The organism is Bacillus sp. 105MF (assembly GCF_000374885.1).
GTDB lineage: Bacteria > Bacillota > Bacilli > Bacillales > Bacillaceae_G > Bacillus_A > Bacillus_A pseudomycoides.
In genome coordinates this window covers 41,312-53,481 of sequence record NZ_KB895585.1, presented here as the reverse complement: position 1 = coordinate 53,481, position 12,170 = coordinate 41,312, and the positions used below count along the sequence as shown (strand labels likewise).

The window sequence follows — 12,170 nt, the reverse complement described above, 5'->3', positions numbered from 1 at the left end:
GCAACTTCTAGGAATACTGTTCAGTTAATATCATTAATTAATAAAAATCCTGATTACAAATATAATTTTTCTTTTTCTCTTCTTCAAACACTCTCTAAAACATTAACACCTCTTGAAGTGCTTGAAATTGAAAGCCTATATAAAGAAAAATTAGGCACGCGTAAGTTTGGATACAATTCAAACTAAATAGTTAAACTACAAAAACCTCTTGAGTACGTGACTCAAGAGGCTTTCTTTTACTTATTCTTAAATTTTTCCTTCGCCGCTCTCATTTTCACATTCAAATCATGATCAATGGAGTCACGAATATCACGCTCTACTGCTTCCATTTCTTTTTGGAAGTTTTGTAAGTAAACCTGCAATTCTTCTTCTTTTTCAGGACGCTGTGATGGCGGTAGCTGAGCCACTAGTGACAGCATATCCGTTAAATCTTTCATTAAGAAAGTTTCAAGTTTGTGTTGTTGTTCAAACATGCGATGTTCTTGGTAATACGGAAGTGCGTTTAATACGGCAATTGTAATTTCATCGACTGTTCTTTGTAGTGACGGATTGATTGCGCGTTTATACGCTTGAATTGTATTTAATGCATCTGGATAACGGTCATAAAAATACAATTTATAAAACGATAAATCTGTTGGCTTAGATGATTGTTGTGATTCTTGTCGTAAAAAATCTTTTACTTTCATCGCTGCTACATCGATATCTTCATTCGTCACTTTTTTCGTTGTTTTTGCCATAGCGTGTACCTTTTTCTGTTTATCTTTCGGTAACATAGAGAAAACTTGTTCTCTTGTACGTTGATCCGCCGCACAGAAAAGAGTATTCAATGTTTGTTTTTCCTTTTTCCCCTCTGTACGAATCCAGCGATAAAAAAGCGGATTCTGCGTAAATTCTTGTAAGAACGGTGTTGATTTATTTGATAATTTTTCAATTGATTCATTCGCTCGTTTATACGGTTTCGCCCATGATAAATAAAATTTCCGGCCGAAATACACAAGCAAGACAACAATTGTAAATCCTACTAAAAGCAATACTCCAATTAGTATTAAAACTAATTTAAAGAAGCCCATTTTTTCACCTCCTCTAACGATTCTTTATTTCTTTGGACGCTGAATGAGCTTCTGCTTCATTTCATCATTAAATGTGTCGAGTTCAATAACAAACTTTTTACTAGATTCAATAATACGCTCTGATGATTTCTCAGATGCTTCAATAGCTGCAAACACATTTTGGAATGATTCGCGTAGCTTATCCATGCTGATTGCTGGGTTTTCAAGTAACTGTGTTGTTTCTTCTGTATTCTGTTTTAATGCTTGTGAGTTACTTAACACCATTGATTCAATTGCTTCGTTTGTCGCATTCACTGCATCAATCGTCTTACGTTGATTTGTTAATGCCAGCTGAATCGCTGCTGAAACAGTAACTACGTTTTGCGTCATCGTAATCGCATTACGAATTGCCTCTGTCAACTTTTCATTATTCTTCTTAATAATGTCTACAGATGCAATAGACTGCAGTAATACACTTTTCGCTTGCTGCATGTTACGCGTACGTACAAGAATTTTTTCTAACGCATCATTGATTAATGGAATATCCTTTTGACGATCTGGATTTTGCTTTTCTACTTCAAGCATGCCAGCGAGCTTTCGTCCTAAATATACTTGTTTATCAAGCGCATGAATTTTATCATGTGATTGCTCTTTTAACATTTCTAAACCAACTGTATCCTCTTGTAAGTTGTCACGCCCAATAAGCAACGCTCGTATGATTTCTTCAATTTGTTTATCTATAGATTGATATTTATGCACATACGTTTCAAGTGGATTTTTCTTGAAAACCTTAAACATAAACTTCTTCATTCCCGATGCTTTCATTGAATTGGGATCGAGTTCTGATACCACTTTACGTAATTCTAACAACGTATTTGGAATTTCTTCATTCTTTCCATTCATCATTGCAGTAACAGGACGTTTTAGTGCTGATAATGTTTGCCCTGCTGCTTGCTGCTCTTTATCTCCTAAATCTCCCAGCTGGGATAATACTTTTGAAAGGTCAGTATTTTGTTCACTATTTAACTTTTGTACATATAAATCAGCTTCTTTATTCAGTTCAACAAGCTCTTCATCTTTAATAACTGTATCAACAACTACTTGCATATTATCTTTCACTACTGATACATGTTCTTTTTTCTCTAATTCAGTCACAAAATCGCTCCTTTATTTATATGTGCGAATTTATTTGCACTATATTTCATCTAATATATCGTATTCAACATGTATGATACTTGTTTAAAATCGATTTTTAATAAACTCCTGCTTATGCAGTCATTCCCTGTTTCTTATCCTAAGTATACCTGTTTCGTACATTATTTTCCTCAGACTTAAGACCTAGAAGGCTACGTGCGGAAGACGGATTCTTCACATGTTATACAATTTATTACTTAGCAATTCGGCCCTCAATTTCATTTTGTCTACCTTTCCGTTCGGCTTCTTCGGTAAACGTGATAGTACAGTCCAATTTCTTGGCTGCTTATATGCTATTAGTTTTTGACGGCACTCTTTCTGAATATCTACTAATTCTCGAGAAACTTCCTTAACGATAACAGCCCGTATAATTTCCCCGCGATTCTCATCTTTTTCCGAAAACACTACTGCTTCTATAACCCCGGTGATTCCAAGTAATACATCCTCTATTTCACCAGCATACACAAAACTCCCAGCAGCTTTTATAACATCTCGGTCTCTACCTACTAAAACAATTTTTCCATCTTCTCTTTGGAAACCAATATCATGTGATGTTACCTAATCTTCTATGAAAGTTGCTTTTGTTTGCTTTTCATTTTCAATATATCCTTCAAAAGCCTGACCAGATCGAACAAATAATTTCCCAAAGTTTTCTTTATTAGTTACTATTCGTTCTTTTTTCTCATTAAAAAAGGCAATCTCTACATCTGGGAATGGTATCCCGACTGTTTCAGGTGCAGTTCTTGCATCTTCCGGTGTTAACAGTGAGGCATAGCCCATTTCTGATGATCCGTAATATTCATACAAAAATGATTTAGGAAAACATTCTTCAAATTTTTGTCTTTGCATAGGCGATAATTTTGTCCCAACTGAAATCATACACCTCGGAATCATTTCCTGCACACTTCGTTTTTGCTTTGCATGGCGAATTAAAGGTTCAATTAAAGCTGGTGTGATAGAAGCACACGATCCTTTCGCTTTTAAAAAGGCTTCTGGTGTGAACTTAGATAATAAAACAATCTCAGATCCTATAGCTAATGCCTGAAGTGCCGGATATAGCTGGGCTGAATAAGATAAATGTAGCGGAACTACTACACGATCGCTTTCAATTAGTGAAAATGCCTTACTCCACCCTTCAAAACTACTAGTCCATGATTGATGACTTTTAACAAACCCTTTCGGTGTACCTGCTGAACCTGAAGTATAACTCATCCTTACTACTCACATGTCTAAGAGGAAATGGGATGGTATTAGGCTCCATTGTTTGACATAAAGTCTCTTTGGATGTGATAATCCAATTAGGCTCCGTACTACTTATAATTGTTTGCCATTCAATTTCGGTAACGTCTGGATGAACCGGCATTATAATTCCACCAATTTTTGAAACCGCAAGTGCATCTTGAATCCATTCCATACAATTTTCTAACTTGATAATAAAAATATGCCCTGGTATCGCTCCGTCTTGCATAAGAGCTGATGCGCGATTTGAAACACATTGCGCCAACTCTTTGTAAGTCCAACTATTATGTTGTTCCGAAAGCACAACGCGATCAGGATATTTTTGTGCCTGCTCATAGAAATAAGAATGTATTCGCATTTTTTATTAAATCTCCTTGTTTGTTATGGCTATATTTTTTATTTTTTTCGTGCTACAAACGCTCCTTTTTGAAAGGCTAGTAATACAGTTTCAAACGTATCGTCTTCTTCAATCATCTGAATCAATTCTGCTAACTCTTCTGCATGCGAAGTCGCATTATCAATGACAAGAAATCCTTGTGGTTCTAATATGCGTTTTATATTTTCCCACCACCACATATATTGCGTACGCTCTGAATCTAGAAAAATAAAATCAAATGAACGATTTACTTGTACATCTAGAAACGCTCCTGCTTCTTGATTATGAATATCAATCCGATATCTAAGATTTGCCTTTTCAAAATTCATAAGTGCCTCTGCAACCCTTTCTGAAGAAAGCTCAACAGTTGTAACATTTCCTTTTGTTTCTTCAGCCGCATTTGCCAGCCATAATGTTGAATATCCATTTGAAGTACCAATTTCTAAAATTTTTTGTGCACTACACCCTTTTATTAAAATAGATAAAAATTGTCCCATCTCACGAGAAACATTTCTTAACTTTTCTTCTCGCTTTTCTTTTTTGCTATCATGCTCTTCCCCGTACTTTTCAAGTTCTAACAACAATAATTCTAATGAATTCATACTATTCATCGCCTTTCTAACAAATTTAATGATTAAAAATTGATGAGAAAGTTGATTATGTTTGTCTACTTTTCATTATATGCGAAACGAAAATCTTTTTCCTGTTATAAAACAAAGAATTGAAATTTTTTGTAGCATATTGTTTCATTTTTTGGTAAAGTTAATTTCTACGTGTAATTATTCCATTCACATTATTTTACAATCAAAATGCAATCATAAAATCATTTTTAATCGGTATTTCACATTAAAGAAGCGCCCTTTTCGGACGCATTTTCTTTTGTTTATAACTGTATGTAAGAAAGGATGCTTTGAACATGAACGTGATTAATTTAGAAGCTGCTAGAAAACGTAAGCAGTACAAAAAGCAAATGATAACTATACCGATTATTAAACGTATTTACGAAGAGGACGGAGAAATTAAGTGCGAGGTATTAGGCGAAAAGGATGTTCCTCTTGAAATGTTAGAGAAGTAAATTACATGATCTTAAATCGAAGACGCATCTCTCTTGAGATGCGTCTTTTTCATTCTATACATTCTGATTTAAATGAATAAGCTTTTCTGGATTCATCATCATATAAATAGATGCTATTTTCTCTTCTTGAAACTCAAACGAAAGCACATACGTAGCGCGATTATTTATATTTACAATAATACCTGGTGTACCATTTACCATTCTAAATGCAATGGAATGTCCTTCTGGTAACTTTTTGGTAATCCCTAAGAATAAGCGAACAATCCTTTCAGGTGTGTAAACTGGTTTAAGAGCCGTTGTAACCTTTCCACCACCATCGGATTTAAATATTGCATCTGTTTTTAAGATTCCTAACATTTCCTGTACGTCTCCTCGCTGCAAAGATGCAACGAATTGTTCTACATATGCAGCCATTTGCTTTGTACTTAATTTTGAGGCTTTCGGTTTATCTCTTATACTTTTTCTGGCCCGATGAAAGATTTGTCGACAATTCACACTACTCTTTTCGACAATTGATGCGATTTCATCATAATCGTATCCAAAAACTTCTCGTAATATAAACACCGCCCGTTCAACTTCAGATAACTGTTGTAAAAGCAAAAGATACGCTGTAGAAATAGACTCCTTCATTATATATGTCATTGAGGGATCATCATTTTCTTCAACAAGTGGTTCAGGCAACCACATGCCAACATAAACATTTCGTTTATGAGCTGTTGAACGTAATTTATCAATTGCACGATTCATAACCATCTTACACAAATACGCTTTTACATTATCAACAGACTCTAGCTCTTCTATTTGACTTAATGCAAGAAATGTATCATGAACAATATCTTCAGCATCCATAACACTCCCGAGCATACGATAGGCTAAAGAAAACAATAAAGGTTTATATGCTTGATACAATTGTTCCATTTCCACACTAACATGACCCTCTTTCAATTTGTGACTTTACTTTTTTCTAAAATTTGTAGTGCTGCTCGTTTACCGCTAGCAACCGCAGCGTCAGCTAATAATTCATCATGCCCAGCCCAATCTCCTGCAACATATATCCCTGGCATTTCAGGAACCCTAGGCCCTGGATTTTCAGTACGGCCAATATGAGGAAAATCATAGACAACTGTTATTTTAGGTAAATATTGCTTTTCAACTAACTCCTGTTGCCATTTCGGATGTAATAAATCCATTGTATGTTCTAACAAAATTTTATCATCATTAAAATTACTAGTCTGTAATGCATGATTATGATATTTTATCAATCCCACTACTACCGTTCCATCGTCACTCAGCTTAGCGGCTCTCGATTGATTCGTAAAAAACAAAGGTTGATCTAATCCTAAGACAAATTGATATGATGGATTGGGTAATTTTCTTAGGCCAAGATCTAAGGAAGCTACTGTAACTGGCACTGATTGTTCTCCCCATATACGCAGCATAGTGTCTCTTGCACCTTTTACAATTTTACAAGCCTCTTTTGGTGGTATAGTAATAACAACCGTAGGGACTTCAAAGAATTCGTCACCAGAACAACGAATTCTTTGAATATGACCACAGTGCTCAATTTCAACTACATTTTTGCTCGCTATAAAATGAACTCCAGCATTTGTAGCATCTTCTCTTAACTTTGTTATGATTGTCTCCCATCCGCCATCTACATAAAAGACTCCTTCTTTCATTGATCGTTGTATTTGTTTTAGTACAGAAGATGCTAACTGTATTGTCGGAGCATATGTGTAAGTCGATGTTCGGCATAATGCATAAAACATATTTCTTACCATGGGATCTTTAATTTCTTTTTCTGTCCATACACTCAGACTCATTTTAGGAATTGCATTTAAATCTAATTTCCCTAGCTTTAACATCAGATGAGAAAATTGTATTTTAGCCGCCCATGAAAGTAATGGTGTAGATAAGATTGATCGAAAATCTGTCGGTATTGTATACACATCATTTTTCCATATACCATGCGCGCTAGTTGAAGGTATGTCTCCTGGAATGTTAATTCCAAGTTCCTCAAAAGTTGATAGTGCTTCTCCCCCGCGATATAAAGCGTGCGCCCCAAGATTCATAAGGACTCCGTTTTTATTCGTTGTTATTGCTCTTCCACCAAAGCGACTTGATTTCTCTAATACAACAACTTTTTTACCTTCCCTAGCTAAATAAATCGAAGCTGTTAATCCAGCAAGTCCCCCGCCTATAATTGCCACATTAAAGTTCTCCATATATATTCCCTCCTTATTGTTCTACACACAAGACGGATGAAGAAAGAGGAATGTGACATCTTTTAAGATTTATTTTTCCTTCAAAAACAAAAAGATCCTTTATCACATACTAAAGGATCTTTTTGTTTACATAATATAATTACCAACAACTTGTATGAGAGGTAGTCTTTAGTGGCACTGGATTCCAACTTTGTTGTATTGTTTGCCATGATTTAACCGTTCCATCTTTACTTTTAATAAATGCTTTAAATTCTATATTTCTTTCAGCTGGCAACACAACATTTCCTCTCCAATCATTACTATGAGAATCATAATATAATTGAATTGGATACTGTTTTGTGTCCCAACTTCCTAATTCCGCACGATTCCCAGTAATATAAACAGTATCTCCTATTGTTGTAGGAACATTTTTTACTACAATCGTTTGCATAACAGGGGTTACACCTAATAAATCTTTAAATTTCCCCATTAATGAATTGTTATACATTACATCTTGATAACGAAGTAACGTAAATCCAGCAAAATTATAATTGAAAGCCATTTCTGCAACTCTTTTATACTCTTCTTCATTTCCGATACTTAAAGCATTTTCACCGTTTAATACAATTCCCTTTTCATTGGCTAATGTTGCAATATTTTGTACCAATGTTTTTGGCATTGAATATTCCGGATAACTACCTTTATCTGTCATTTCTAAACAAGTAAATGTTACATCTAGCTTTGCACTTTTGAAAGCATCAAGTAAATGGCTATAATCATTATACCCTGCAGGCTTTTCAGCTCCATGAGGTATTGTTGGGTTATTATATTGCCAATGTACGCCTGCAATTTTTGCACCAATTGGTACTTGGAAAGTTGTGTCAAATGCGTTATGTGCTAATTCACCAATTAATTTTGTATGATTTTCCAAGATGCCCTGATACCATTCTAAATAGTCTTTTCCATACATAGAAAGATATCCATTCATTAAGAATTGTTCCCCATCGCTTGGTGGTAAAATTGCTAACTCTGAAATCAGTTTCGTGCCCCATGCTTTATTCACTTCATTTAGAGAACCATATTTATTTAATACCCATAAACGAAATTTAGATTTTGCAAACTCTGTATACGCTTGAAACTTTCCACGTGAGGGATATCCTGTCCCATCGGAAGTTGTATATGAAGGATATCTTAGTTCACCAGCTGGTCCTCCAGATAAATATATTTTTGCGATTACATCTTTATATGGTTTCATAGCTGCTGCGAATGCTGTATATAGTTCACCATATTCCTTTCGAATTACATCTGAAGCAAGTGGATTTAATGTTTCTTTATTGACAGTTCCTGTTTCAGACTTAAAATAAAGGCTATCATCGGATTTTTGATTCCAAACCCATGAAGGAATTGGTACATTGCAATCATCCCCAACATTTCCACCGCACTGATGTGTGGAAATAATAGGAATCATTTTCATACCTGCATTTTTTACCGATTGAGCAAAGCGCTGTGCGTATGAAAAATCAAATTGCTGATCTCCGTTCTTTTCCATATCCCCCCACCAAAAATCAACTGTAATAGCATAAAAACCATTTTGTTTTGCCCATCGTAAATCATTTTCAAATGTCTCCCAATTTGTTACTTCCGGTATCTTTTTTAATGGCGCCATTAAATATGCTTTGTAATCTGGATTCATTCCTTTTCCATTTACAGCTGCCGAACTCGCTTGCGGAATTAATAATGATACAAATAACATCACTACAGACAAAATGACAATACAACAATATTGAAACTGATTTTTCATTGCTTCTCTCCCCTTTAATTTACAAATTTCATGTATTCGCTTTCATTATAAACGGAAAGACGCAATCGTTTGCATGTAATAATGCATAATATTAAAATAAACAAGCTAGATTAGTCTACTTGTTTATTTTAATATCCAGATGCATGCTATCTACTTTCATATACAAATATCATTTCTTATTTTACTGAACTTGTTATACTACTTTTTTCATATTTTATTAAAATATCATAAAACCCTTTTACCAAGAATGATTAAATCCCTTTCAACCCCATCTAATTCTGCAACGTTAGGCAGATGCGCCCATTTTTCAAAATCAAAACAAGAAAATAATTGAAGACTAGCTTTATTATGAGCAAATATAAATGCTAGTAATGTTTTAATCTGGAGCTTTGGACAAGTATCTAACACTTTATGTAGTATATGTTTACCTATCCCCCTACCTCTATACATTTGATGAATGTATATACTTATTTCAGCTGTTCCATTATAAGCAGGTCGACCGTAAAAGGATTGGAAACTAACCCATCCGCATATCTCATCTTGAGATTCTATTACCCATAGAGGTCTAAAAGAAGGTGAATGCTCATTAAACCATTGTTCTCTACTCGTAACAGTGACAGGTTCTGTATCAGCAGTTACCATTCTACTTGAAATAGTTGAATTATATATATCTACTATACTAGATAAATCTTCAATTTGGGCATCTCTAATCTTAATATCTTCTTTCATAAACAACTCACACTCCTCAGTTAATATTCTATTTTTTCATATATTAACTGAATTCATACATATAATTCAAACATGAATTGTATAAATCTAATATTTTTTATCCTTTTATAACTTTCAAAAACATTATTAATTTACTACCTTATTTTTATATTAATAATATTTTATCCAGAATATTAGGTATGTACGGGTCATATTTATTTTCCAAAGAATTAATCAAAATTCCTCTGTAATTTACAAAATAACTAGGTATAAATACCTAGTTATTTTGTGTTTAAATGAAATGCCAACTTCATCTTTTCTCTAATTTTTTTGTAAATCTATCATATTGCATCCGAAAAAGTTCAATGACAACCGGAAGATCCTCTTCGCTTTTTATATGATAACTAATCCATCCTGATTCAGGTAATACATGATGGGGCTGCGCTAACCCTTGGTTAACCAATTCATCCCGTTTTAATTTTGGAAATGGAAGATCAGCTAATGTATCTCCATGAAGATGACCTAACTCTTTCTTTTTATAATTTAATTCAATACCACCAAATCGATGTGGTTTTTCAGAAACCCCTTCCCAGCTCAGCACTTCTTTTCTAATCATTTCACTATATGACATGGCCATTCACTCCTTTATCATTCTGAATGTAAGAATACGATACCTTTTTTCTTTAAACGTTACATCACTCAAAGGTATCAATGTATTTACGAAAATAGTTTGATATTTGCAAGGTAAATGAAGCTCATGCTTTTTCAAAAAAACCATCATTTATTCGCTCTAATTCTATTTTATATTTGATTCAAAAATACATTCATTGTATACGAATAGGTACAATCAATACTGCACACTAAAATAACTAGACTCATATCCTAATTCGTATACTTAATCCTATTTCAAAACAGAAAGGCAGGAAAAATAAATGACTTCTTATATAGATTACACCTCTCCCTCTGTCCGTTTCACTCATGATCTAAGTACGAGTAATTTTTTTAAAAAAGATGAGCAAAATTATATAAATGTACTGGGAATTAAACAATTAAATACATTAGACAATACATCGTTATTAGATATTTTTTTAAGCACTGGTAACGTCGTTGAACCTCATGTACATCAAAATGCAGCTGAACTTGTTTACTGTATTTCTGGAGCAGCTATTGTTTCATTACTTAACCCGTTTACGAATCAAATTCTTAATCTCCCTATTAAACCAGGGCAAGTTGCCAACGTACCCCAAGGTTGGTGGCATTATGAAATTGCCTCTGTAGACAATACACATTTATTAGCAATTTTTAACGCTCCTACACCAGAAGTTATATTTGGTTCAGATATTTTAAGGCTGACACCCTCAAATGTAATGGCTCATACCTATTGTCTTGATGAACAAGAATGGAAGAAAGCAATATCTCCTATTCAATCAACTACTGTAATTGGACCTCCGGCAAACTGCACTCAAAATCGAAATACTATGTACAATACACTACCTCAAAACCCAACCTATCCCGAGCAGCCACCTTCATACTACCAACAACAGTTTCCATTTCATCCATATTGGGGGTATTAATAGGAGGAGTTATCATTAAATCTTATAAATATATGAAAATTCCAAAGCTATTCTTTATCCAGTAAATTAGAGTTTAAGTATCTTTCACTTAAGACCCTATAGAAATTACATTGAATTTTACTTGAGTTAATAAGCTGAAAAATGAGTTCTAAAAAGATGTTTACTTACTCTGTAAACATCTTTTTAGAACTGTAAAAATCTTGTATGTACGAATCATATTTTCATCTTGTTTCATTACCTTAAACTACCGTAACGATTACTAGAGTTTTCACATATACTATTTATATATCAAACTGGAGGTGATGGTATCATGAATAAAGAGTACGATTCTAACAAAGATTCTTCTAACAATAAAGATATCCGCACTTCATCTTCACAATCTTCCAATTACCAATCATCACAAAACCTATATCGCCAAGGATATGTAAAGAAAAAAGGATGTAATTGCGGTAAAAACAAATAGAATTTTTCACTTTATTCAGAATTATATTTACTGTGTAATATATACACATCAAAAAAGAGCATCCATAACAGATGCTCTTTCTCTTATAAAATAAGTAAATGATTATTCATTTTGAAAGAACATTTATATAGAAAACTCTTGTTCAAAACAATGTGACTCTATTAAATGATATTATTATTTGATTATCCAGATTATTTCACACGGATTACAACAAGCATTCACCATTGGTATAGTTAGTATCGGGATATAGAGATGTTGTTTGAAGCATCTTTACTTTCACCATTCATTTGCATAGTAAACGTAACATTAGAGTTCATTATTTCCCCCCCTCTATCTTGGTTCGTTGAGTTCGTTTGTTTTGTTAGCACTTAAATTGAATTGCAACTACATTCCTTCTATTTAATAACTATTATCAGTAAAGAGTTCAGAAAATCCATGGACAATTACCAACACTTACTCTGCCATTTTTTTACTTTCCCACTGTAAG

Annotated in this window: 13 protein-coding genes; 2 read left to right on the top strand and 11 right to left on the bottom strand. The window is 33.8% G+C overall.

Annotation, left to right across the window (positions count from 1 at the left end):
* Positions 1-236: 236 nt before the first annotated feature.
* The 6 genes from C564_RS0123305 to C564_RS0123285 form a co-directional block, all read right to left on the bottom strand.
* Complete coding sequence (locus C564_RS0123305; RefSeq protein ID WP_018767035.1) at positions 237-1,070, bottom strand: DUF3974 domain-containing protein; 834 nt, start codon at positions 1,068-1,070, stop codon at positions 237-239.
* 24 nt (positions 1,071-1,094) lie between these two features.
* Complete coding sequence (locus tag C564_RS0123300; protein WP_006094869.1) at positions 1,095-2,204, bottom strand: toxic anion resistance protein; 1,110 nt, start codon at positions 2,202-2,204, stop codon at positions 1,095-1,097.
* Positions 2,205-2,417: 213 nt separating this feature from the next.
* Positions 2,418-2,708, bottom strand: a complete 291-nt coding sequence (locus C564_RS37710; protein WP_231382353.1) for an AMP-binding enzyme — start codon at positions 2,706-2,708, stop codon at positions 2,418-2,420.
* A 93-nt stretch (positions 2,709-2,801) separates the two neighbouring features.
* Positions 2,802-3,455 (bottom strand): AMP-binding protein, encoded by a 654-nt coding sequence (locus C564_RS37705; protein ID WP_231382352.1) that lies wholly within the window; start codon positions 3,453-3,455, stop codon positions 2,802-2,804.
* Positions 3,409-3,840 carry an AMP-binding protein gene (locus C564_RS33735; RefSeq protein ID WP_231382351.1) on the bottom strand — a complete coding sequence of 144 codons (432 nt, stop codon included), beginning with the start codon at positions 3,838-3,840 and terminating at the stop codon, positions 3,409-3,411. Before C564_RS33735 ends, C564_RS37705 begins: the two co-directional genes overlap by 47 nt.
* Positions 3,841-3,878: 38 nt before the next feature.
* Entirely contained in the window at positions 3,879-4,469 is a 591-nt protein-coding gene (locus C564_RS0123285) for an O-methyltransferase (protein ID WP_026008670.1), read from the bottom strand.
* 305 nt (positions 4,470-4,774) lie between these two features.
* Between C564_RS0123285 and C564_RS36930 the strand changes: the two genes are divergently transcribed.
* Positions 4,775-4,933, top strand: a complete 159-nt coding sequence (locus C564_RS36930; RefSeq protein WP_018767033.1) for a hypothetical protein — start codon at positions 4,775-4,777, stop codon at positions 4,931-4,933.
* Between the two features lie 54 nt (positions 4,934-4,987).
* On the opposite strand, the gene C564_RS0123275 is transcribed toward C564_RS36930, so the two are convergent.
* The 5 genes from C564_RS0123275 to C564_RS0123255 form a co-directional block, all read right to left on the bottom strand.
* Positions 4,988-5,857, bottom strand: coding sequence for a sigma-70 family RNA polymerase sigma factor (locus C564_RS0123275; RefSeq protein WP_006094872.1), 870 nt, complete (start codon positions 5,855-5,857; stop codon positions 4,988-4,990).
* A gap of 17 nt (positions 5,858-5,874) precedes the next feature.
* Positions 5,875-7,158 carry a phytoene desaturase family protein gene (locus C564_RS0123270; RefSeq protein ID WP_018767032.1) on the bottom strand — a complete coding sequence of 428 codons (1,284 nt, stop codon included), beginning with the start codon at positions 7,156-7,158 and terminating at the stop codon, positions 5,875-5,877.
* 139 nt (positions 7,159-7,297) lie between these two features.
* Entirely contained in the window at positions 7,298-8,938 is a 1,641-nt protein-coding gene (spoII, locus tag C564_RS0123265; RefSeq protein WP_018767031.1) for a beta-amylase, read from the bottom strand.
* Between the two features lie 225 nt (positions 8,939-9,163).
* Entirely contained in the window at positions 9,164-9,667 is a 504-nt protein-coding gene (locus C564_RS0123260; protein ID WP_018767030.1) for a GNAT family N-acetyltransferase, read from the bottom strand.
* Positions 9,668-9,956: 289 nt separating this feature from the next.
* Entirely contained in the window at positions 9,957-10,277 is a 321-nt protein-coding gene (locus C564_RS0123255; protein ID WP_018767029.1) for a luciferase domain-containing protein, read from the bottom strand.
* A gap of 301 nt (positions 10,278-10,578) precedes the next feature.
* On the opposite strand from C564_RS0123255, the gene C564_RS0123250 reads away from it, so the two are divergent.
* Positions 10,579-11,220, top strand: coding sequence for a cupin domain-containing protein (locus tag C564_RS0123250; protein WP_003197674.1), 642 nt, complete (start codon positions 10,579-10,581; stop codon positions 11,218-11,220).
* Positions 11,221-12,170 lie beyond the last annotated feature (950 nt).

What these genes read in the sequence shown, in the direction of transcription:
- C564_RS0123305 (WP_018767035.1), bottom strand. Translation starts at nt 1,070, where the DNA reads ATGGGCTTCTTTAAATTAGTTTTAATACTAATTGGAGTATTGCTTTTA.
- C564_RS37705 (WP_231382352.1), bottom strand. Translation starts at nt 3,455, where the DNA reads ATGAGTTATACTTCAGGTTCAGCAGGTACACCGAAAGGGTTTGTTAAA.
- C564_RS33735 (WP_231382351.1), bottom strand. Translation starts at nt 3,840, where the DNA reads ATGCGAATACATTCTTATTTCTATGAGCAGGCACAAAAATATCCTGAT.
- C564_RS0123285 (WP_026008670.1), bottom strand. Translation starts at nt 4,469, where the DNA reads ATGAATAGTATGAATTCATTAGAATTATTGTTGTTAGAACTTGAAAAG.
- C564_RS36930 (WP_018767033.1), top strand. Translation starts at nt 4,775, where the DNA reads ATGAACGTGATTAATTTAGAAGCTGCTAGAAAACGTAAGCAGTACAAA.
- C564_RS0123270 (WP_018767032.1), bottom strand. Translation starts at nt 7,158, where the DNA reads ATGGAGAACTTTAATGTGGCAATTATAGGCGGGGGACTTGCTGGATTA.
- spoII (WP_018767031.1), bottom strand. Translation starts at nt 8,938, where the DNA reads ATGAAAAATCAGTTTCAATATTGTTGTATTGTCATTTTGTCTGTAGTG.
- C564_RS0123260 (WP_018767030.1), bottom strand. Translation starts at nt 9,667, where the DNA reads ATGAAAGAAGATATTAAGATTAGAGATGCCCAAATTGAAGATTTATCT.
- C564_RS0123255 (WP_018767029.1), bottom strand. Translation starts at nt 10,277, where the DNA reads ATGTCATATAGTGAAATGATTAGAAAAGAAGTGCTGAGCTGGGAAGGG.
- C564_RS0123250 (WP_003197674.1), top strand. Translation starts at nt 10,579, where the DNA reads ATGACTTCTTATATAGATTACACCTCTCCCTCTGTCCGTTTCACTCAT.